Below are 21,174 nucleotides of genomic sequence, written 5' to 3' on the forward strand. Positions count from 1 at the left end.
ACGATTCGGCAGGTCTCCCGCTGGCAGTCTGCGCCGCATGGAGACAAAGCTTCTCGTCATGGCGGCGATCTTCGCCGTGCTGGTTCTCGCCGGCGCCGCCTTCGCACTGAACCGCCTTCGCGCCGCCGAGCGCCGCGCCGACCGGGCCGCGAGCCAAGCGGAGGCGCTCGGGCGGTGCCTGGGCATGATCGCGCGGGAACTCGAGGCGCCCGGCCTCTCACTGCTGGGCCTCGCCGCCCGCCTGCCGCCCGCGGTGGCGCCGGATGTGGAAACCGAGGCGCGGCGGCTGCTGAACCTTGCGGAGGAAGTGGCTGACCATTTCCTCTCGCAGCCCGGCTCGCGCGGCCTGGCCGAGAACCGCATCCCGCTCGGCCCCTTGCTGCATGAAACCGTGGGCGCCGTGTCCCGGCTGATGGGGGATGGGGCGCGCCACTGGCACGTCACGCCCGAGGCGGAGGCGCTGGTCCTGCTCGCCGACCGCCGGGCGCTGCGCCGCGCGCTCTCCCAGTCTCTCGCGCGCGCGGCACGGGAGACGCGCAGCGGCGACCGGATCGCGCTCCGTGTCGTGCGCGCCGCCGAGACCGTGGCCCTCGTCATCGAGGACGAGGGCGCGGGCCTGCCGCGCGACGATCTGTCCGGCCTCGGCGAGGGCACGCGAGGCCTCTCCCTCGGCCTCGCCGCCGCGCGGGAGCTGATGCGGGCCCATGGGGGGGAGCTGACCCTGGAAGCAGCACCCGGGATCGGCGCGCGCACCTGGCTGACCCTGCCGCGCGGGCGGGTGCTGGAGGATCCAGTCGCGGCCTAGGAGGCGGCAACCTCGTCCGACCAGCCGAGGATCATGAGCAGGGTGCGCTGGAAGAACAGCTGGTTGTCGTCCGAGATGACTGCCACCAGATCGCGCCCGCCGTGGCGGAAGGCGCTGACGCCCTCCCAGTTGTCGCTTGGCAGCGGCGGGGCGAGGTGGGCGACGAGCCGTCCCTCCACCATTTCGGGCCGTTCGGCGAGGGGCGGCAGGCGGATGAGGCGGGCCGAGAAGCCCTCGGGGAACTCCGCGTGGCGCTCCAGCACGAGGGCACCGCTGTCGGGCAAGGGGCAGAGGTCGCTCGGGTCGTGGCCGGGGGCGGGGCGATAGGCGAAGCGGCGCCAAGCCCCGGGACCACCGATCCAGGCGATCCGGGCGGCGTTATCCTCCGGCGCGCGCTCGCTCTCGGCGATGGCAAGCCAGCGGCCGTCCGGCAGCACGCCCAGCGATTCGAGCCCGCCATTGCCGGGCCAGCCGATGATCCCCGGCGGCGCCTCCATCGGCTCGGCATGGCCGTCCAGGTGGCGGTAGCGCCAGATGCGGTGCAAGCGCTCGAAGCCGACGAGCCAGGAGCCATCGGGCAGGGCGGCCAGGCACTCGGCATCGCCGAGGAAGCCCTGCAGTGGATGGCCAGCGATGTCGCGCAGCGGTCCGGCGCGGGGCGCGTCCAGCCCGAGCGGCGCCCCGTTGGAGGCCAGAACGAGCCGGGCCTGGCACCAGCGGCCGCGGTCGCTGATGGAAGTGAGGGTAAGGTCGGGCCCCAGGTGCAGGGCCGAGAGGCCGTCCGCCCCCAGCGCCTCCGTGTCGATCCGAAGCACGCCGAGCGGGCGCAGCGCCATGCCGGCCAGGGGGTCGGGGAAACCCTCCGGCAGCGGCTCCGGCCGGGTCAGAGGCCCCGGCAACCCGCAGGAGGAGGCGCCGAGCAGCGCGGCCATGGCCGCCCGTCGCCCAAAGGCTCGCCGCCGCAGGCCCCGTCGCGGGGGCCCGCCCGGCGCGCTCACACCATGACCGGGGCGCGCTCCGCGGCCGCGCGGTGCCAGGCCGCCGCCGCGTCCTCGTCGAAGAGCTCGGTCAGCTTCTTCATCATCGTGCCGCCCAGTTCCTCGGCATCCACGATGGTGACGGCGCGGCGGTAGTAGCGCGTGACGTCGTGGCCGATGCCGATGGCGATCAGCTCCACCAAGTCTCGCCCCTCGATGTCGCCGATCACCTTGCGGAGGTGGCGTTCGAGATAGTTGCCAGGGTTCACGCTCAGCGTGCTGTCGTCCACCGGCGCGCCGTCCGAGATCACCATCAGGATGCGCCGGCGCTCCGGCCGCTGGAGGAGGCGGCGATAGGCCCAGTCGAGCGCCTCGCCGTCGATATTCTCCTTCAGCAGGCCTTCCCGCAGCATCAGGCCGAGGTTCTTGCGCGCGCGGCGCCAGGGGGCGTCGGCCGCCTTGTAGACGACGTGGCGCAGGTCGTTCAGCCGGCCGGGGTTGCGCGGCTTGCCGTCCTGCACCCAGCGCTCGCGCGACTGGCCGCCCTTCCAGGCGCGGGTGGTGAAGCCGAGGATCTCCACCTTTACCGCGCAGCGCTCCAGCGTGCGGGCGAGGATGTCGCAGCACATGGCGGCCACCGTGATCGGCCGTCCGCGCATGGAGCCCGAGTTGTCGATCAGCAGCGTGACGACGGTGTCGCGGAAGTCCGCCTCACGCTCCTGCTTGTAGGAGAGGGAGAGCATCGGGTTCACCACGATGCGCGCGAGGCGGGCGGCATCGAGCATCCCTTCCTCCAGGTCGAACTCCCAGGCGCGCTGCTGCTGCGCGAGGAGACGGCGCTGGAGCCGGTTGGCAAGCTTCGAAACCACGCCCTGCAAGTGGGAGAGCTGCTGGTCGAGCTGCTGGCGAAGCCGGGACAGTTCCTCGGGGTCGCAGAGGTCATCGGCCGAGACCTCCTCGTCGAATTGGCGGGTGAAGGCGCGGTAGGTGGAGGCGTCGTCGGTGACGGGCACCTCCTTCCGCTGCTGCGGGCCGCCCGGGCGGTCCTCGCCCTCGGCCGCGGCACCGTCATCCTCCTCCTGCTCGCCGGATTCCTCCTCGCCCGCCTGACCCTCGGTCTGCTCGGGCTGGGCGCCCAGCGGGTTCTCGGATTCCTGCGGCTTGCTCTCGCCCTCACCGCTCTGGTCCTGAGCGCCGGAGGTCTCGCTGCCCTCGTCCTCCTGGTCCTGGAACTCCTCGCTCTCTGCCTCGACCTCGGCCTCCGCGAGGTCGAGGGCCGCGAGTAGCTTGCGGGCGGCGCGGCCGAAGGCCTCCTGGTCCTCGGCGGCGCCAGCCATCTCGGCCAGGGCCTGGTCGGCGCGCTCGCCCAGCGTGTCGCGCCAGAGATCGACCACGCGCTTTGCAGCCTCGGGCACGGGCTCGCCGGTCAGCTGCTCCCGCGCCAGCAGGGAGAGCGCCGCGGTGAGCGGCAGCTGATCCTTGCGGGTCATGCGGTCGTAGCCCTCGGCCTCTGCCTGCTCGTTCAGGCGGGCACGGAGGTTGGCGGCGACGCCGGACATGTGGCGGCCGCCCACGGCCTCCACCCGGGCCTGCTCCAGCGCGTCGAAGACCTCCCGCGCCTCGCGGCGGCCAGGGGTGCGAGCGGCGTGGGTGGCCTCGTCGTGGTGGCGGAGCTTGAGGGCCACGGAATCGGCCGCGCCGCGCAGCCGGGCCATCTCGGCCGGCGGCAGGGCGCGGGTGGGCAGCGGCAGGCGGGCGCGCTTGCCGGCAAGGCCGGAGGGGCCGGGCTGGAAGGCGACCTGCACGTCGTTGGAGCGCGCGATGGCGCGCAGCGTGCCGGCGGTGGCACGCTTGAACTCCTCCTGCCGGGTGGTGTCCTTGTTGCTGCCGCTCATTGTGGCGCGGCTCCCTTGCGGATGGCGGCCCCCCGGGCGGGGCGGGCCTCGATGGCGGTGAGGTAGCGGGCGATGCCGGGGCCGGGGCGGAACATGCCCCATTCGGTGATCCAGGCGAGCAGCCCGCCGATGAGGATATCGGCCGCGGTGAAGTGCTCACCCAGCAGCCAGGGGCCGGTCTCGAGGCCCGCCTCGATACGGGCCGCGACCTCCGGCAGGGGCGGCCAGCCAAGGGCGCGGGCGGGCGCCGCCTGAGCGCGGGGGAAGGCCAGATCGGCAATGGCGGGTTCCAGCACGCCGGAGGCGGTGGCCATCCAGGTCGTGTAGGCCGCGCGCGCGGGCGTATCGACGGGGGGCGCAAGCGCCGCGTCGGGCAGGGTGTCCGCGACATAGGCCGCAATGGCCGCGGCCTCCGTCACCACCACTCCGTGCCAGTCGCCGGAGGGGCCACGGTCGACGAGCGCAGGCAGCTTTCCGGCCGGGTTGATCCGGAGGTAATCGGCGGCCTTGTGGGTCGCCGCCTCCATGTCGTGCCACTCGAGCTCGTAGTCCGCCCCCGCCTCCTCCAGCAGCCAGAGGCTGCCGGCGGAGCGGGTCTTCGGGGCGTGGTGCAGCAGGAAGCGCGCCGCCACGGTGCGGCTTACCGCTTGACGTAGAGACCCGTCGGGATCTCCTCGTTGAAGCAGCGCTGGTAGTACTCTGCGACGGTGGAGCGCTCGGCCTCGTCGCACTTGTTGAGGAAGGTGAGGCGGAAGGCGAAGCCGACATCGCCGAAGATCCGCGCGTTCTCGGCCCAGGTGATGACCGTGCGCGGGGACATGACGGTGGAGATGTCGCCCGCGATGAAGCCGGCGCGGGTGAGGTCGGCCAGCGCCACCATCGCCTCGATCTGCTTGCGGTTCTTCGCGTCACTCTCGGCGATGCCGAGCTTGGCCATGACAATCCCAGTTTCCTGCGCGTGCGGCAGGTAGTTGAGCGTCGCCACGATGTTCCAGCGGTCCATCTGGCCCTGATTGATCTGCTGGGTGCCGTGATAGAGGCCGGTCGTGTCACCCAGGCCCACCGTGTTGGCGGTGGCGAAGAGGCGGAAGGCCGGGTTCGGGCGGATGACGCGGTTCTGGTCGAGCAGCGTCAGCTTGCCCTCGACCTCCAGCACGCGCTGGATGACGAACATCACGTCCGGGCGGCCGGCGTCGTACTCGTCGAAGACCATGGCGCAGGGGTGCTGCAGGGCCCAAGGAAGGATGCCTTCCTTGAACTCCGTCACCTGCTTGCCGTCCTTCAGCACGATCGCGTCCTTGCCGACGAGGTCGATGCGGGAGATGTGGCTGTCGAGGTTCACGCGCAGGCAGGGCCAGTTCAGCCGCGCCGCCACCTGCTCGATATGCGTGGACTTGCCCGTCCCGTGATAGCCCTGGACCATGACGCGGCGGTTGAAGGCAAAGCCCGCGAGGATCGCAAGGGTGGTGTCGCGGTCGAAGCGGTAGGTCTCGTCCAGCTCGGGCACGTGGTCCATGCGGACGGAGAAGCCCGGCACCATCATATCGCTCTCGATGCCGAAGGCGTCGCGGACCGACACCTGCACGTCCGGCTGGTCGATGGTTCCGGTGGGCGAGACGGCGGCGTTGCGGCTCTCGGCGATGCTGGCGACCTTGTTCATGGGCGGGTTCGATTCCGTGAGAAGGTGGTGGCCGGCATGCCCTTCGGGGTCAGGCTGCCTGGCTCGGCTGGGGTGCAAGCGTCGCGAGGCGCTTGCGGATAAGGCTATAGGCGCGGTTGATGTCCTTCAGCCGCTCCTCGGAGGACTTGTCGCCGCCATTGGCGTCCGGGTGGAAACGCTTGGCGAGTTCCTTATAACGCGCCCGCAGCCCGGTCTCGTCCACCGGCCAGCCGAGGCCGAGCACGTCGAGCGCGGCGCGAAGCTCCGGCGGGGCCTCCCGCGCGGTCTTCTTCGGCGTCGGCTTTGTGTCGGCGAAGAGGCCGAGCGGGTCGCGCATCGCTTCAGGCCCGAGATGGGCCTGCGCGCCCAATCGGCCAAGGGGCCAGGTGGGGCGTTGCCAGCCGGAATCGTCGCGAAGGTTCTGCTCGATCTCCTCGGGCGTCATCCCGCGGTAGAAGTCCCAGGCCTGGTTGTAGGCACGGACATGTTCGAGGCAAAAATGGTAATAGTCGCGCAGGCGTGACCTGTCCCGCGGAGCACGGAACTCGCCTACGGCCTCGCAGCCGGGCGCGTCGCAGTTACGCGCCGTGGTGCCTGGAGGAACGGTGGATCGGGGGGGTGCTGCGCCGCGTCGGGCCATGATGGGGAGCCTTATGATCGCAGCCGCCCCTGCCGGCAAGGCTGGAAACGCGCCGTCTGCCGCGCCCCCAAGACATGGAAATCCTTCCCCTTATGAGCAATACCGCCCTATGACCTCGACCGAACCCGCCTCCCGCGCCGACCGCCTCCGCGCTACCCTGCTGCACGCCTTCCCGGGCGCGGAGGTGCTGGTGCGCGATGACAGCGCCCTTCATGCCGGCCATGCCGGGGCGGCGCCGGGCGGGGAGACGCATTTCGCCGTGCACGTGGTGGCGCCGGGCTTCGCGGGCATGACGCGGCTCGCCCGGTCGCGGGCGGTGCACGCTGCGCTGGCGGCGGAGTTCGGCGGCGGGATGCACGCGCTGGCGCTGGAACTGCGCGCGCCGGGGGAGGCGTAGCGGGCGCTCAGCCCGGCTCGGCGGCACCCCAGCGCTTCGTCACGATCGGGCTGTCCGGCGCATAGGCGAGGCAGGTGCCGATCATCCGGTCCCGCGCTGCCTTCGCCGCCTCCGGGTCGTCCCGCTCGCGCTTGCGGCGCACGGGGTAGACCGTCTGGAAGGCGACGGTCGCCATCTGCGCGAGCATCTCCCGTAGATGGGTGCAGCCGTGGGAGCCGCCCACCCGCTCCTTTACCGCGCGGGTGAAGCCCGGCCCGATCCGCACCCCCGCGAGGGCCGCGAAGTTCGGCGCGGCCATGGGACAGATGTCATAGGGGGAGAAGTCGGTGGCGGCCTCGCAGGCGGTGATCATGAGGTCGTCGTCCACCGTCAGGCGCAGCCACATGCCGTGCAGCGCCTCCCCGGGCTGGATCGTGCCGCGGTCGAGGTTCTCGAAAGGGTAGGTCTTCGTATCGACCAGGTGCCCCTCGATGTCGAAGAGACCGTCGGCACGGCGGTAGCCGTGCATGGTGATCTCGCGCCGGTGAAGGGGTTCACGCTCGGCAGGGGCGGAAAGGGGCATGGTGCGGTGCAAGGTAAGGCCGCCCGGGGTCCAGGACCAGGGGCGGCGGCGCTTCAGCTCGCCCCCTCGTCCCGGAGCAGCGCCTCCACCTGCTCGGACGGCACGTCTCCAGTGGTGAAGGCGCCGCCGGCCTCGCGCATGAGGACGAAGCGCATCGCGCCGTCCCGCACCTTCTTGTCCTTCCTCATGCGCCCGAGCAGCGCCTCGGCTGAGAAGCCGCGGGGCAGGTCGCAGAGGCGCGCGGGCAGGCCGACCGTCGCCAGGTGCTCCATCACCCGCCCCGGCCATTCCTGCGAGCAGTGGCCGAGCCGGGCCGAGAGGCTGGCCGCGAGGCCAAGGCCGACCGCGACCGCCTCCCCGTGCAGCAGCGTGCCGTCGTAGCCGCACTCGGCCTCCAGCGCGTGGGCGAAGGTGTGGCCGAGGTTGAGCAGGGCGCGGCCGCCCTCCGGCGCCTCCTCCCGCTCGTCGGCCACGACCACCCCGGCCTTTAGGCGGCAGGATTCGAGCACGGCGTGGCGCAGCGCCTCCGGGTCGCCGGCCATGGCGGCCGGGCCCTGGGCCTCGCACCAATCCCAGAGCGGGCCTTGGAGCAGCCCGTGCTTCGCAACCTCCCCCCAGCCCGCGCGCAGCTCGCGCCGCGGCAGGGTGGCGAGAGTGTCGGTATCGGCCAGCACGATCCGCGGCTGGTGGAAGGCGCCGGCGAGGTTCTTGCCCGCGCGCAGGTTCACCCCGGTCTTGCCGCCGACCGAGCTGTCCACCTGCGAGAGCAGCGTGGTCGGCACCTGCACGAAGGGCAGGCCGCGCAGCGCGACGGCGGCCGCGAAGCCCGCGAGGTCCCCCACCACCCCGCCGCCGAGGGCGATCACGGTCGTCTTCCGGTCCGCGCCGCCGGCGAGCAGGCCTTCCAGCACCTCCTCCAGCATGGCCATGCGCTTGGAACCCTCGCCCGGCGGCACCAGCACCTCGGCGCGGAGAGCGAAGCCACCCTCGGCGAGGCCGGCGCGCAGGGTAGGCAGGTGCAGCCCGGCGACCGAGGCGTCCGAGACCACCGCCACCCGGCGGGAGGGCAAATGCGGCGCCAGCAGCCCACCCGCGCGCGCCAGCAGGCCGGAGCCCACCACCACCTCATAGGCGTCGGTCGAAAGGGCGACCGGCAGCCGCGCCGGCCGCTGCCAGCCGAGGATGGCCCGCTCCACCCGGAGCGTCGTCACCTCCGGCGCGTCGTCGCCGCAGTCGATCGAGAGGTCGGCCTCGGCGTAGAAGGGGTAGCGGGCGGCCATGAGGCCCCGCAGCACCTCCTCCGGGTCGCGCCCGATGAAGAGGGGGCGGTTGCTGCGCCCGACGATGCGCCGCTTCAGCACGGGGATATCGGCCCGCAGCCAGAGCGTGACCGCCCCGGCCTCGCGCAGGGCGCGGCGGGTGCGGGCATCCGCATAGGCGCCGCCACCCGTGGCCAGCACGACCGGCGGGCCGGCCGCGATTCGGCTGATCACCCGGCGCTCGCCGTCCCGGAAATGGGCCTCGCCGTAGCGGGCGAAGATTTCCGCAACGGTCATGCCGGCCGCGTTCTCGATCTCGGTGTCGGCGTCGAGGAAGGGCAGGCCGAGGCGCGCGGCCAGGCGCTTGCCGATCGCGGACTTCCCTGCCCCTGGCATGCCCACGAGGACGATGCTGTGCATAGGGCTGTGCGACGGCCGCGCCGCCGCAGCCCGGGGGGCGGAGGGTGGCCCTTCGGTCGCTTCGGCGTCCGTCGTGGCGGGGAGGGGATCGGCGAGGTTGCGTGACACGGCGCGCGACGCTAGCACAAGCCGGACGCCGCGTCGTCCGCGCGGCCGCCAGAGAGTCGCGCCGCGCGGCGCACCCCGGGGAAGCCGATTACCTGATGTTCCGACGCCCCATCCTCGTGGTGATCCTCCTCCTGGTGGGCCTTCTCGTCGCGGGCCTGCTCGCCGTCGGCGCCTTCCCGCCGGGCGTGAAGCAGCAGCCGGTGGAGCGCGTGCTGCCGAACGACCGCTTCGGCCCCCGCTGAACCCCGTGTCACCGTGAATGCGGGCGTGTGTTCGGCATGAACCGGCATCTCGAGGCCTTCCTTGAGGTGCTGATGGCCGAGCGCGGCGCGGCCCGCAACACGGTGGAGGCCTATCGGGCGGACCTCGAGGACGCGATCGGCTACGCCGCGCGCCGCGCGGGGGAGGCGGCCGAGGCGATGAGCGCCGCAACCCTCTCGGCCTATATCGGGGGGCTGACGGATGCGGGGTTCTCTCCCCGCACCGCCGCCCGCCGCCTCTCGGCGCTCCGCCAGTTCCACCGCTTCCTGGCGCGCCAGGGCCTGCGCGCCGATGACCCCACCGAGACGCTGGACAGCCCGGCCAAGCCCGCCCTGCTGCCCCACCCGCTGCGCGAGGAGGAGGTGGAGCGGCTGATCGCCGCTGCCGCCCGCCTGCCGGCCCGGCGGGCGCCGCTCGCGGTCGCGGTCTGCGAGCTGCTCTACTGCTCGGGCCTTCGGGCGAGCGAGCTGGTGGAACTGCCGGTGACGGCGCTGCGGGAGGATTCCCCCCTCGTCGTCGTCCGCGGCAAGGGCGGCAAGGAACGGCTGGTGCCGATCAGCGCCCGCGCGCGGGAGGCGGTGGCGGCCGCGCGGGCGGGCGCCAAGGGGGCGGAGACCTCCCGCTGGCTCTTTCCCTCCCGCGGGTCATCGGGCCATCTCACGCGCCAGACCCTCAACAACCTGATCGAGGAGGCGGCGCTGGCGGCCGGGATCGAGCCGGCGCGGGTTTCGCCCCACGTCCTCCGCCACTCCTTCGCCTCGCACCTGCTGGGGCGCGGGGCTGACCTGCGGACGCTGCAGGTGCTGCTCGGCCATGCCGATATCGCCACCACCCAGATTTACACCCAGGTGCTGGAGGAACGGCTGCGCGCCCTGGTGGAGGAGCACCACCCGCTGGCGCGGGCCTGAGCGCGGCCCCTCATCGCTCCCAGGGAGGGACGGGGCCGAGGCGCTGGACGAGGAGGTCCGTCAGAGCCCGCACCCGCGCCGGCGTGGCGACGCTGTCGGGGAAGACCAGCCAGATGCCAAGCCTTTCCGGCACGCCGACCGCCGGCGGCAGCGCGACGAGTTCGCCTCGGCGCAGGTGCTCGCCCACGTCCCAGGTGGAGTGCAACCCGATGCCGAGGCCCGCGAGGCAGGCCTCCCGTAGTGCCTCGTTGCTACTGCTGACCATGCGCGGTGACAGTCTGGCGCGCTGGGCCGGGCCGCCGACTTCCGGCAGCAGCATCCAGGCCTCCACCCCGTGCAGCACCAGTGCATCGTGCGCGGCCAGCGCCGCGCGGCTGGCCGGCACCCCACGCCGCGCCAGGTAGGCGGGCGCCGCGCAGAGAACGCGGTTGTTGTGGGCGAGCCGCCGCGCGACGAGCGTCTGGCCGGAGAGCGGCGCGATCCGCACCCCTGCGTCGCAGCCGGTAGCGACGAGGTCGAGCTGCGTGTCGGTGAGCAGCAGGTCGAGCCGCAACTCCGTATGGTTGGAGAGAAGCTCGGCCAGCAGGGGCGCCAGGACCTTGCGGCCGAAGGTGGCGGGCGCCGTGAGCCGAAGCGTGCCGGAGAGCGCCGCCGAGCCGCCGGGCAGCGCCGCCTCGGCCTCCATCGCCGCCGCGAGAACTCGCTCAGCATGGGGCAGGAAGGCCTCACCCTCCGGCGTTGGGCGCAGCCGGCGCGTGGTTCGGGCAAAGAGCCGCAAGCCCAGCCGCTTCTCCATGACTGCCAGCCGGCGGCTTGCCGCGGCCGGGGTTAGCCCGAGCGCCCCGGCGGCGGCCGAAAGGCTGCCTGCCCGCGCCACGTGCTGGACAAGGCGGAGATCGAGAAGGTCAAAGGGTGGATTACTGACCATTCATTGAAAATGTTTTCCCTGCCGAGCCGATTTTCAATGGCGGCAGGAGGATGCATCTCACCGGTATTCGGGGGGGACGCAGCCCATTGTGGCAGGTGCCCTTCCGCACGCCGGAGCGGTGCCATGGCCCGCGCCGAAAGGAGACCGAGAGCATGAGAGCCGTTGCCTACACCCACAGCCTGCCATCGAGCGACCCTGCGGCGCTCCAGGACATGACGCTGCCCGACCCGCCCGCTCCCACGGGCCGCGACCTGCTGGTGGAGGTGCGTGCCGTCTCGGTGAATCCGGTGGACGCCAAGGTGCGGGCGCGCACCGATCCGGCTGGCACGCCCAAGCTGCTCGGCTACGACGCCGCCGGGATGGTACGCGCAGTGGGTCCTGAGGCGACCCTGTTCCGACCGGGCGACGCCGTCTTCTACGCCGGCGACATCACCCGCCCCGGTACGGATGCCGAACTGCACCTCGTGGACGAGCGGATCGTCGGGCCCAAGCCCGTGGCCCTGTCCTTCGCCGAGGCCGCGGCCGTACCGCTGACCGCCATTACCGCCTGGGAGGCCCTGTTCGACCGCCTGGGTATCCCGCGCGACAGGACCTCGCCCGGCGACGCGCCGCGCGAGGAGGCGGTGATGATCATTGGCGGTGCAGGCGGCGTCGGCTCTATCGCCGTGCAGCTTGCCCGCCAGCTGACGGGCCTGCGCGTGGTGGCGACCGCCAGCCGGCCGGAGACGATGGGCTGGGCGCGCGACATGGGCGCCCACAGCGTGCTGGACCACGGTGGCGACCTCGTCGCGCAGGTGAAGGCGCTGGGTGTGCCGGTGCGCTACGTCTTCGTCACCACGCACACCGAGGCCCACTGGAACGCAATCTGCGAGATCGTGGCTCCCCAGGGCGCGATCTGCCTCATCGATGACCCGAAGACGCCGCCCGACGTGATGAAGCTGAAGAGCAAGGCGGCCTCCCTGCACTGGGAGTTCATGTTCGCCCGCCCCATGCACCACACCACTGACATGGAGGAGCAGAACCGGCTGCTGGCAGAGGTTAGCCGGATGCTTGATGGGGGCACGCTTAGGACCACCCTGGCGGAGCATTTCGGCACCATCGATGCCGTCAACCTGCGCCGCGCACATGCCGCGGTGGAGAGCGGAAAGGCGCGCGGCAAGATCGTGCTGGAGGGCTTCGGCGCGGGCAGCTGACGTGAGGTGCCCCGGGCTGGCCTCAGCGCCCGCCCGCGACGGGGATGAGCGCGCCCGTGAGGTAGGGCGCCTCGCCCGAGAGCAGCCAGAGAATGGCTTCCGCGCATTCCTCCGCCGTGCCGATCCGCCCAGCCGGCACGGTGGGGGCCAGCTGCGCCAGGCGGTCGCCTAGCCCGGCCGTGGCGTGGATCTCGGTGTCGATCAGGCCGGGCATCAGGGCGTTCACCCTGATGCCCTCGGGCGCCAGCTCCCGTGACAGGCCGATGGTCAGGCTGTTCACCGCACCCTTGGCCGCTGCATAGGCCGTCCACTGCCCGGCGCCGCCGATCGTCGCCGCGACCGAGGAGAGATTGACGACCGAGCCGCCCATGCCACCCCTCTTCTTGGACATCCGCCGCGCCGCCGCCTGGGTGCAGAGCATCGTGCCGACCACGCTGACATCGAGCACGCGGCGGATGGTGGCGGCGTCGTAGCCCTCCAGCCGGGTGGCGGGGCCGGTGACGCCCGCGTTGTTCACCAGCCCCGTCACCGGGCCCAACTCCCTGTCGATGGCGGCGAACATCGCCTCCACCTCGTCCTCCCGCGCCACGTCGGCGCGGCCCATCGCGGCGCGGCCGCCGCCGGCACGGATCTCCTCCACCACGGCGCGGGCACGGTCCTCCCGCTCGGCATAGTTCACGAAGACGGCGTGGCCCCGCCGCGCCGCCAGCCTCGCGGTGGCGGCGCCGATGCCCCGCCCCGAACCCGTTACCAGGATCACGCCCGCCATGCCGCCTACTCCACCTGCAGCCGCAACTCTGCAACCAGGGGCCTGACCTGGGCGACCTGCTCGCCCACCGCCTGCCGCAACTCGGCGGGGGAGGAGCCGACGGGCTCGGCGCCCACCTCGGCCATGCGGCGGCGCACCTCCGGGTGGGCGGCGGCGGCGGCAATCTCGCGGTGAAGGCGGGCGATGATGGCGTCGGGCGTGCGGGCGGGGGCGAAGAAGCCGTTCCAGCCGCGCAGCTCCATGTTGGGGAAGCCCTGTTCACGCACCGTGGGCACGTCGGGCAGGGCGGCGGAGCGGTCGGCGGCCAGCGTCGCCATGGGCCGCAGCGTTCCCGACCTTACATGGCCGAGCGCGGTGGAGAGCTGGTCCCCGCCGAACTGGATGCGCCCGGCCACCATCTCCTGCACCAGCGGCGCCGCGCCGCGGAAGGGCACATGCTCCATGGCGATGCCGGCGTCGCGCTTCAGCACCTCCCCGGCCAGGTTCATGATGCTGCCCGGGCCAGTGGAACCGTAGAAGACCCCGGACTGCCCCGGCGCCTTGGCGAAGGCGACAAACTCCCGCAGATCCTTTGCCGGCACCGAGGCGGAGGCGACGAGCAGCATCGGTACGTTGGCCGCAAGCGAGACCGGGGCGAAGTCCCGCTCGATGTCGTGCGGTGCGCGCCCGGCGAGCTGGAGCGCCGCGGTGGTCGAGGTGAAGGTAAGATTGTGGAACAGCAGCACGTAACCATCCGGCGCTGCCTTTGCCACCACGTCCGCGCCCAGTGATCCACCAGCGCCGCCGCGGTTCTCCACCACGACGGGCTGGCCCATGGATTCGGTCATGCGCTGGGCGAAGAGGCGCGCAAGCATGTCGGTGGTGCCGCCGGCAGGGAAAGGGACGACAACGCGGACAGGGCGATCAGGATAGGCCGCCTGCGAACTGGCTGGCCGCGGGTCTGCCAGGGCAGCAGTGGAGACGGCTGCGCCGAGCAGCAGGCTCTGGCGCCGGGTGATCCTGGCCATGACGTTCCTCCGTTCCTGCCCCCTGTTCTCGGGGGATGGGGAGTAAGCCTAGATCGGCTTCGGCGCCCGGTCGAACCTGTTTCGTCCCGCCTCGCCTGCTTTCAGGGCACCCACCTGCCGGCACCCGCGCCCTGCCACGGCGTCTGGCGTCCGCGGCGCCCCTGCGCTAAGCCGCCCGCGCTCCCAAGAGGCCCCTCTTTCCGGACCGCTGATGCGCCACTTCCTCGAATTCGAGAAACCGATCGCCGAGCTGGAAGGCCAGATCGAGGAGCTGCGTCGCACGACGGACGCGGGCGGCATCGACGTGGCCGACGAGATCGGCAAGCTGCGCGACAAGGCGGAGAAGCTGCTCGCCGCCACCTACGCGAAGCTCACGCCCTGGCAGAAGGCCCAGGTGGCGCGGCACCCGGACCGGCCGAAATGCCTCGCCTATATCGCGGAGCTCATCGAGGACTTCACGCCACTCGCCGGCGACCGCGCCTTCGCGGACGATCAGGCGGTGGTCGGCGGGCTCGGCCGCTTTCGGGGCCAGTCCGTCATGGTGCTGGGAATCGAGAAGGGCACGGATACCGACAGCCGCATCCGGCACAATTTCGGCAGCCCCCGGCCGGAGGGCTACCGCAAGGCGCGCCGCCTGATCGAACTGGCGGGCCGGTTCAACCTGCCCCTCCTCTCCTTCGTGGATACGGCTGGCGCCTTCCCGGGCGTGGAGGCCGAGGCGCGCGGCCAGGCGGAGGCGATCGCCCGCTCCATCGAGGCCTGCCTTGATGCTCCCGTGCCCTTCGTCGCCACCATCATCGGCGAGGGTGGGTCGGGCGGCGCCATCGCCATCGCGACCGCCGACCGCGTGCTGATGCTGGAGCACTCCATCTACAGCGTGATCTCGCCCGAGGGCGGGGCGAGCATCCTCTGGCGCGACGCGGCCCAGGCCCCGACCGCCGCCGAGGCCTTCCGCCTGACCGCCGAGGACCTGAAGCGCCTCAACCTCGTAGACGGGGTGATCCCGGAGCCGATGGGCGGCGCCCATCGCGACGCCGCGGCGACCGTCCTGGCGGTGGGGAACCGGATCGAGTCCTGCCTCACCCCGCTGCTGGCCCTCGACGGCGCGACGCTACGGGCCCGCCGGCGCGAAAAGTTCCTCGAGATGGGGCGCACCGGGGTCGTCTGACTTTCCGCCTCAGTAGTGGCGGTAGTGCCCGCGGTGCGGCCCATAATAGCCGCGGTGCGGCCCGTAATAGCCGCGGCGCGGCTCGTAGTAGCCGCGCCCACGATAATGGGGCCGCCGCGCGCTGCTCGCGATGGCGGCGCCGGCGACGGCGCCGACCAGGCCTGCCGCGACGGCGGTGCCGACCTGGGCGTTCTGCTGTTCCTGGTAGACCTCCGCATTCGCCGCGGGGGCGATCGCCTGATAGTCGTAGCAGGCCTGGGCGATGCCTTGCTGGCAGGCATAGGCCGCGTTGCTCGCCTGCTGCTGGTAAGGCCCAGGGCCGACCGGCGCGCAGGCCACCGCCGTGCTGAGCGCGGCCAGCGCCGCGACGAGGCGGAAGAGGGGGCGGGAACGAGTTTCGGACATGGGCGGGGACCTCCCGGCTGTTACCAGGCGTAACGCGACGCTCGAACGGGGGTTCCGCAATCGGACCTTCTGACGAAACGGTTTAGCAAGGACGCTCTGGAAGCTCAGCTCCGTGCCAGGACGCGCTCGAGGCCAGCGGCGTAGCGGCCCGCCGCCGCGCGCGCCCGTACGGCCTCCTCCCCGCCGCTCCAGGCTCCGGCGGCCATGGTGTAGTAGCCGAGTTGGAAGGCGAGATAGCAGGGGGTGAGGAAGTCGAGCAGCGTGGCATCCGCCCCCACTGCGGCGCGGAGCCCTTCGCGCTCCTTTGCCGGGAGGCCGAGTTCCACGGCGGCACCGGCGACGTCCCAGGCGATGTCCTGGCATCCCACGAGGTCATGCGCCGCCGCGTGGTCCACCGCATCCGCCTTCAGCAGTCGCCCGCCGGGAAGAACGAGCCATTCCCAGGCGTGCAGCCGGTTGTCGGTGCTGACGCGCCGCAGCCGCGCGCCGAGCGCCGCGAGATGCGGCTCCCAGGCGTCGAGCCGCGCGGCGGGGCCCGCGCCCAGCGCCTCCGCGGTGTTGTGCCGGGCCATTTCCCAGAGCGCCCGGGGCGAGGCGCCCTCCTCCTCGCCTGCCGGGAGGTGCTGGGCACGGAAGAGGAGGTAGCGGGCGAGATGTGCGAGGAGGGCCGGGCGGTCGCAGGCCTCGGGGTCGAGCGGCCGGGCCTCGTTCACCCAGCGCTCGGCGAGGAAGCCGTGCAGCAGCCCCGCCACTTCAGGGGTGAAGCCGGCCGCGTGCAGGCGGCGGGCGCGCGCCTCCGCCTCCAGCCCTTGCCGGCCGAGGCCTGCGAATTTCAGCAGCCAGGTCCGGCCGCCGCTGCGGTGCAGGAACTTTCGCCGCTCCAGATAGGGGTGCACGGCCGGCCAGTCCGCCGGATCGGGGGAGCGCAGCCGCCGCCAGCCGCCGCCCGTGATCTCCTCCATCGGCGCGTCCGGGGAGCCGAGGTGGTCCGCCGCCCAGCGCGGCAAGCCCGCGGTGGCATCGAGCAGAAGGGTGTCGACGGGGGCCGGGTGCCGCGCGAGGCGTGACCAGCGAACTCGCGCTGCCTCGTTGGCCTGGGGGCCGGGCTCCCCGCCATGGCCGGGGAGAAGGTGGATCCGGCCCTCCAGGACGCCGCGCTGCCCCAGGAAATCGAGCACCGCGCCGAAGCTGCTGCCGGAAAGACCTGGTCCCTCGTCCACCACGGCGAAACGCGCGGCGGGGTCGGCGAGCAGGGAGGCCGCAAGTTTAGGGGAGGGCTGTACCTTCCGGCGGAAAGGATGGCCGGTGGGGCGCAGCGTGACGGCCGGCGGGGCGCCGCACGCGGCCGCGACGACCGCGCCGAGAGTGGTTCCGATGGAGCGCAGGCCGATCACCCGTAGCGGCCCCTCCGGCAGTGCCGCCGCGGCCGCGCCATAGGCTTCCGGGAAGAGGGCGTAGTGCGCGAAGCCCTCCGCCCGCTTGCAGAGGATGGTGTCGGGCATGGCCGCCGCGATTTCCGCGGTCGGCAAGGGGCCGGTGCAGACGAAGCCGGAACGCCAGGATTCCAGCACGGCAGCCGCGATCGCCCCGAGCAGCGCCATGGCCGCCGCCTCGGCGGGGCCGGGCGCATCCTCCCCTCGCTCGGCGAAGCCGGCATCGGCCAGGCCCTGGGCGAGCTCCCCCGCCTCGATCAGCACGGCGACGAGGGCGGCGTGGCGGGCGAGGCCCGGCGGTGCGGCGGCGACCTCCCGCAGCGCCACGCCAAGGGCGTCCAGCAGGCGGCGCGGATCCTCCCGCCGGGGCGCGTCGCCGTAGACGAGCATCCTAGCGGGGAGCGGTACCGCTCACGGAGCGTTCGCGGCGTCCAGCGGGCGGGCGGCGCGCGCCATGGCCTCCCGCAGGTGCCCTTCCAGCTCGGCCGCGCGGTGGGCGGCGGTGTGCTCGCCCAAGACGCGCACCCGGAGTGCCCGGCTCATCGCGCCGCGCTCCGCCTTCCCCATGCCTTGCAGGGCGGCAAGGACGTCGGTCGCGCCATCGGCGAGGATGATCTCCTCCGCTGGGCGTAGCAGTGTCTCAATGCCGTCCCAGCGGTCGGAGATGATGGGCACGCCGCAGGCGCCGGCCTCGAAGAGCCGCACGCTCGGGCTGTAGCCGGCGCGGATCATGTCGGCACGGGTGACATTCAGGGTGAAACGGCTGGCGGCGTAGAAGCCTGGATGGTCGGCGGGCGGAACATGGTCAATCCGCTCCACATTCGCGGGCCAGTCGATGTCAGCGGGGTATTGCGGGCCGGCGACGGCGAAGCGCAGGTCAGGGGCGCGGCGCGCGGGTTCCAACAGCAGGCGTTCCAGCACCGGTTGGCGGTCGGGGCTGTAGGTGCCGAGATAGCTGAGGTCCCAGCGCGGGGGCACCTCCATCGGGCGGTAGGCGTCGGGATCGACGGAGCAGTAGAGCTGCCGCGCGGCCGGCGAGCCGTATTGCCGTTCCAGCCGGTCGAGCGTCGGGCCACCGGTGAAGGAGAGATAGACGCCGTAGCCGGGGATGAGCGCGGGGGAGAGGTATTCCTCGTCGCCGCGCTCAAGCTTGGCGAGCGTCACGGGCGTGTCGATGTCGTAGAAAGCGGTGGCACCGCGCGCGACGCCCTGCACCATGCGCCCGACCGCCACGCCCTCCGGCACGTAGGAGCCGACGATCACGGCATCCGCCGCCTCGATGGCGCCGCGCCAGCGATCGAGATCCTCGAGATCCTGGTAAAGCGAGAGCTCGCAGAAATCGGGGGAGGGGAGGTCGCGGTGCGAGGCGTACCAGGGCACGTCGCGCTCCAGGAAGAGCACGTCATGGCCGCGCGCGGCGAAGGCACGCAACAGCGCGCGGAAGGTCGTCGCGTGGCCGTTCCCCCAGGAGGAGGAGAGACTGAGGCCGAGGACGACGACGCGGAGCGGGGCGCTCATGCGCGCACGCCCTGCTCTGCGATCAGCGCGGCTTCCCGCCGCAGCAGCGCGTCAACCTCGGCGCCGCGGCGCTCATAGGTGTGGCCCTCCAGCACGCGCCGGCGCGCCGCCTCGCCGATTGCCCTCGCGCGCTCCGGCGTGAGCGAGCGAACATGCTCGGCCACGTCGGCGCCGTCGCGCGCCACCAGCACCTCCTCCCCCTCCTTGAGGAAGAGGTCGAGGCCCACCCAGGCGTCGGTGATGAGGCAGGCGCCCGCGCCGGCCGCCTCGAAGACGCGCGTGGCCGGCGAGTAGCCGACCGAGGCCATGCTGTCCCGCGCCACGTTCAGCACCGCAAGGGGGGAGGTGTTGAAGGCGTTGTGGTCGCGCGTGCCGACATGGCCGATGCGCTGGATATTGGGCGACATCGGCTTGTCGTCCCAGCCGTTGCCGCCGAGCAGGAAGCTCCGCCCCGGCAGCCGCCTGGCGGCATCGAGGAAGAAGGCCTCCACCCGCGCCTCGCGGTCCGGGAGGCGGTTGGCGAGGAAGGAGAGGTCCGCCTCGAAGCGCGGGTCCGGCGGCACCGGGTGGTGCGTCTCGGGGTCGAGCGCGTTGTAGATGGGGATGCAGCGGCGGGCACCCAGCGCCTCGTAGGCCGCGATCACCGGCGGGCCGCCGCCATAGGTGAGCACGAAGTCGAGCGAGGGCAGGGCGCGGCGCAGTGCGTGGTCCGGCACCGGCGTGATCTCGGCGAGCGTCGCCGGCGCGTCCACGTCCCAGAAGATGCGGATCGCCTCGGGCCGGGCGGCGGCCATTACGCCCGCGATCAGCTCGTCGTCGAAGACGCCGACCCCGCTCGCCTTCACCACGACATCGGCGCGCGCGGCCTCGTCCATCACTGCCCGCAGCGCGCTCTCCGTCGCGTCGTAGACGCGCACCTCGGCCCAGGCGGGCGGCTCGATGTCGCGGTGCTGCTGCCGTCCGAATGCGTCGGGCTCGTAGAAGGTGATCTCGTGCCCGCGCGCGGCGAGGTCGCGCAGCATGCCCCGGTAATAGGTCGCCGCCCCGTTCCAGTAGGAGGAGAGAAGGCTCGATCCGTAGAAGGCGATCTTCATGCGCGAAGCGTCTCGTTCATGCTCAACACCTTTCCGCCGCCGGGCCAGAGGGCCAGGGCGCTGATGGAGGCCGGCTGGATCTCGAAGCGCCCGATCCCGTCCAGCGGGATGCCGAGGATGGCCGCGAGCACCGATTTGATGATGTCGGCATGGCTGACCACCGCGACCCGGCCTTCCGGGTGCCGCGCGCGCAGCCGCTCGAGGGCGCCGAGCGCGCGGGCCTGCGCCTCGGCCATGCTCTCACCCTGGGGCGGGCGGGCGGTGCCGCGCTCGGCGTTCCAGCGGGTCCAGTCAGGATCGCCATCGAGCGAGGCGAAGTCGCGCCCCGTCCAGTGGCCGAAATCGATCTCCGTCACGCCGTCCTCGACGCGCGGGTCCAGGCCCAGCCGCGCGGCGACCGGCGCCGCCGTCTCCCGCGCGCGCTCCAGGGGGCTGGAATAGACCGCCTCGATCGCCTCGTCGGCTAGCCGCCCGGCCAGCGCGCGTGCCTGGCGGTGCCCTTCCTCCCCCAGCGTCACCCCCGGCATCCGGCCGCAGAGCGTGCTGCCGACGCGTGAATGCGCCGCGTGGCGCAGGAGGAAGAGCGTGGCCGCCACCCCAATTCAACCCTCGCCGACGACAAAGCGCAGCGTGCGCTCCCGGGCCTCACCGTCGTCGAACTGCTGGGGCGGGGACTTCATGAAGTAGCTGGACGGCCCGGTGAGCGCGCCGCCGATCCCGCGGTCGAGCGCGAGCTTGGCGCAGCGGACCGCGTCGATCACCACGCCGGCCGAGTTGGGGGAATCCCAGACCTCCAGCTTCAGCTCCACGTTCAGAGGCATGCCGCCGAAGCCCGTGCCCTCCAGCCGGATCTGCGCCCACTTGCGGTCGGTCAGCCAGGGCACATGGTCGCTCGGGCCGACATGGACGCTCTCGGCAGGCAGCGGCACGTCGAACTGGCTTGTCACGGCGCGCGTCTTGGAGAGCTTCTTCGATTCCAGCCGCTCTCGCTCGAGCATATTCAGGAAGTCGGCATTGCCGCCGAAATTGAGCTGATAGGTGCGGTCCAGCCGCACGCCGCGCTCGCGGAAGAGGTTCGCCAGCACGCGGTGGACGATGGTGGCGCCGACCTGGCTCTTGATGTCGTCGCCGATGATCGGCAGGCCCCGCTGCTCGAAGCGCTTGCTCCATTCGGGGTTGGAGGCGATGAAGACGGGAATGCAGTTCACGAAGGCGCAGCCCGCGCGCAGTGCCTGCTCGGCGTACCATTCCGTCGCCTGCTGTGAGCCCACCGGGAGATAGGAGACGAGGACGTCGGTACGGGACTCCTCCAAGATGCCCGCGACATCGGCCACCGGCGCCCTGGATTCCTCGATCTCGGCCGTCAGATAGCGGCCGATTCCGTCGAGGGTCGGGCCGCGGTTGACCACGACACCCGATCGCGGCACTTCAGCGAAAACCTGCGTGTTGTTGGGCGGCGCGAGGATGGCCTCCGCCACGTCGCGCCCGACCTTGGCCGCGTTCACGTCGAAGGCGGCGGAGACGGCGATGTCGCGCACGTGGTATCCGCCCAACTCCACGTTCATCAGGCCGGGCACGGGCTCGTTGGCCTGTGCCATGCAATAGTAGGACAGGCCCTGCACGAAGGAGGACGCGCAGTTTCCAACGCCCACGATCGCGACGCGCAGCGCGCTCACGCCCTCGGTCCGTTCGCGCGCGGCGAAGCAATCGTCAAAGGATCGCGTTCCTCTCCATGGCACTGCGGCCGGGGCGGCCGCATGCATCAAC

The 21,174-nt window shown here is 72.3% G+C and carries 22 protein-coding genes; 6 read left to right on the plus strand and 16 right to left on the minus strand.

What is annotated here, in order from left to right; translation table 11 throughout:
- Positions 1-37: 37 nt before the first annotated feature.
- The gene (locus D9599_RS08310) at positions 38-805 is read left to right on the plus strand and encodes a sensor histidine kinase KdpD (RefSeq protein WP_198380759.1); all 768 of its coding nucleotides are present in this window, start codon (positions 38-40) and stop codon (positions 803-805) included.
- On the opposite strand, the gene D9599_RS08315 is transcribed toward D9599_RS08310, so the two are convergent.
- The 5 genes from D9599_RS08315 to D9599_RS08335 all read right to left on the minus strand — a co-directional run bounded on the left by D9599_RS08315 (position 802) and on the right by D9599_RS08335 (position 5,977).
- Positions 802-1,737, minus strand: a complete 936-nt coding sequence (locus D9599_RS08315; RefSeq protein WP_198380760.1) for an esterase-like activity of phytase family protein — start codon at positions 1,735-1,737, stop codon at positions 802-804. The genes D9599_RS08310 and D9599_RS08315 overlap by 4 nt on opposite strands.
- A gap of 62 nt (positions 1,738-1,799) precedes the next feature.
- A complete protein-coding gene (cobT, locus tag D9599_RS08320; RefSeq protein WP_198380761.1) occupies positions 1,800-3,677 on the minus strand; it encodes a cobaltochelatase subunit CobT in 1,878 nt (625 codons plus the stop codon).
- Entirely contained in the window at positions 3,674-4,309 is a 636-nt protein-coding gene (locus D9599_RS08325) for a glutathione S-transferase family protein (RefSeq protein WP_198380762.1), read from the minus strand. Before D9599_RS08325 ends, cobT begins: the two co-directional genes overlap by 4 nt.
- Before the next feature lie 8 nt (positions 4,310-4,317).
- Positions 4,318-5,337, minus strand: a complete 1,020-nt coding sequence (cobS, locus tag D9599_RS08330; protein WP_198380763.1) for a cobaltochelatase subunit CobS — start codon at positions 5,335-5,337, stop codon at positions 4,318-4,320.
- 49 nt (positions 5,338-5,386) lie between these two features.
- Positions 5,387-5,977, minus strand: a complete 591-nt coding sequence (locus tag D9599_RS08335; RefSeq protein ID WP_198380764.1) for a J domain-containing protein — start codon at positions 5,975-5,977, stop codon at positions 5,387-5,389.
- Between the two features lie 109 nt (positions 5,978-6,086).
- On the opposite strand from D9599_RS08335, the gene D9599_RS08340 reads away from it, so the two are divergent.
- On the plus strand, positions 6,087-6,374 hold the full coding sequence (locus tag D9599_RS08340; protein ID WP_198380765.1) for a BolA family transcriptional regulator: 288 nt from the start codon (positions 6,087-6,089) through the stop codon (positions 6,372-6,374).
- Positions 6,375-6,381: 7 nt separating this feature from the next.
- Here D9599_RS08340 and D9599_RS08345 read toward each other — a convergent pair whose 3' ends face one another.
- Positions 6,382-6,936 (minus strand): DUF2889 domain-containing protein, encoded by a 555-nt coding sequence (locus D9599_RS08345; protein WP_198380766.1) that lies wholly within the window; start codon positions 6,934-6,936, stop codon positions 6,382-6,384.
- 53 nt (positions 6,937-6,989) lie between these two features.
- Positions 6,990-8,723: a 3-dehydroquinate synthase gene (gene aroB / locus D9599_RS08350; protein WP_309228576.1), complete on the minus strand. Its 1,734-nt coding sequence runs from the start codon at positions 8,721-8,723 to the stop codon at positions 6,990-6,992.
- A gap of 95 nt (positions 8,724-8,818) precedes the next feature.
- On the opposite strand from aroB, the gene D9599_RS08355 reads away from it, so the two are divergent.
- Together D9599_RS08355 and D9599_RS08360 are read left to right on the plus strand one after the other, a co-directional pair.
- Positions 8,819-8,965: a hypothetical protein gene (locus D9599_RS08355; RefSeq protein WP_169742737.1), complete on the plus strand. Its 147-nt coding sequence runs from the start codon at positions 8,819-8,821 to the stop codon at positions 8,963-8,965.
- 36 nt (positions 8,966-9,001) lie between these two features.
- The gene (locus tag D9599_RS08360) at positions 9,002-9,892 is read left to right on the plus strand and encodes a tyrosine recombinase (protein WP_198380767.1); all 891 of its coding nucleotides are present in this window, start codon (positions 9,002-9,004) and stop codon (positions 9,890-9,892) included.
- Between the two features lie 10 nt (positions 9,893-9,902).
- On the opposite strand, the gene D9599_RS08365 is transcribed toward D9599_RS08360, so the two are convergent.
- Positions 9,903-10,820, minus strand: coding sequence for a LysR family transcriptional regulator (locus D9599_RS08365; protein WP_198380768.1), 918 nt, complete (start codon positions 10,818-10,820; stop codon positions 9,903-9,905).
- 152 nt (positions 10,821-10,972) lie between these two features.
- On the opposite strand from D9599_RS08365, the gene D9599_RS08370 reads away from it, so the two are divergent.
- Positions 10,973-12,013 carry a zinc-binding alcohol dehydrogenase family protein gene (locus tag D9599_RS08370; RefSeq protein WP_198380769.1) on the plus strand — a complete coding sequence of 347 codons (1,041 nt, stop codon included), beginning with the start codon at positions 10,973-10,975 and terminating at the stop codon, positions 12,011-12,013.
- A 22-nt stretch (positions 12,014-12,035) separates the two neighbouring features.
- Here D9599_RS08370 and D9599_RS08375 read toward each other — a convergent pair whose 3' ends face one another.
- Positions 12,036-12,782: an SDR family oxidoreductase gene (locus D9599_RS08375; RefSeq protein ID WP_198380770.1), complete on the minus strand. Its 747-nt coding sequence runs from the start codon at positions 12,780-12,782 to the stop codon at positions 12,036-12,038.
- A gap of 5 nt (positions 12,783-12,787) precedes the next feature.
- Complete coding sequence (locus D9599_RS08380; protein WP_198380771.1) at positions 12,788-13,789, minus strand: tripartite tricarboxylate transporter substrate binding protein; 1,002 nt, start codon at positions 13,787-13,789, stop codon at positions 12,788-12,790.
- A gap of 211 nt (positions 13,790-14,000) precedes the next feature.
- Here D9599_RS08380 and D9599_RS08385 point away from each other — a divergent pair, with 211 nt between their 5' ends.
- Positions 14,001-14,957 carry an acetyl-CoA carboxylase carboxyltransferase subunit alpha gene (locus D9599_RS08385; RefSeq protein ID WP_198380772.1) on the plus strand — a complete coding sequence of 319 codons (957 nt, stop codon included), beginning with the start codon at positions 14,001-14,003 and terminating at the stop codon, positions 14,955-14,957.
- A 9-nt stretch (positions 14,958-14,966) separates the two neighbouring features.
- On the opposite strand, the gene D9599_RS08390 is transcribed toward D9599_RS08385, so the two are convergent.
- The 6 genes from D9599_RS08390 to D9599_RS08415 all read right to left on the minus strand — a co-directional run bounded on the left by D9599_RS08390 (position 14,967) and on the right by D9599_RS08415 (position 21,083).
- Positions 14,967-15,362: a hypothetical protein gene (locus tag D9599_RS08390; protein WP_198380773.1), complete on the minus strand. Its 396-nt coding sequence runs from the start codon at positions 15,360-15,362 to the stop codon at positions 14,967-14,969.
- 104 nt (positions 15,363-15,466) lie between these two features.
- Entirely contained in the window at positions 15,467-17,185 is a 1,719-nt protein-coding gene (locus tag D9599_RS08395; protein ID WP_198380774.1) for a hypothetical protein, read from the minus strand.
- A 21-nt stretch (positions 17,186-17,206) separates the two neighbouring features.
- Positions 17,207-18,313, minus strand: coding sequence for a glycosyltransferase (locus D9599_RS08400; RefSeq protein WP_198380775.1), 1,107 nt, complete (start codon positions 18,311-18,313; stop codon positions 17,207-17,209).
- Positions 18,310-19,407 carry a glycosyltransferase gene (locus tag D9599_RS08405; protein WP_198380776.1) on the minus strand — a complete coding sequence of 366 codons (1,098 nt, stop codon included), beginning with the start codon at positions 19,405-19,407 and terminating at the stop codon, positions 18,310-18,312. The genes D9599_RS08400 and D9599_RS08405 overlap by 4 nt, the downstream gene beginning before the upstream one ends.
- Positions 19,404-20,003, minus strand: a complete 600-nt coding sequence (locus D9599_RS08410; RefSeq protein ID WP_309228577.1) for a histidine phosphatase family protein — start codon at positions 20,001-20,003, stop codon at positions 19,404-19,406. Before D9599_RS08410 ends, D9599_RS08405 begins: the two co-directional genes overlap by 4 nt.
- A 6-nt stretch (positions 20,004-20,009) precedes the next feature.
- Complete coding sequence (locus D9599_RS08415) at positions 20,010-21,083, minus strand: inositol-3-phosphate synthase (RefSeq protein WP_198380777.1); 1,074 nt, start codon at positions 21,081-21,083, stop codon at positions 20,010-20,012.
- Positions 21,084-21,174 lie beyond the last annotated feature (91 nt).

The organism is Roseomonas sp. KE2513 (assembly GCF_016107305.1).
Taxonomy (GTDB): Bacteria; Pseudomonadota; Alphaproteobacteria; order Acetobacterales; family Acetobacteraceae; genus Roseomonas.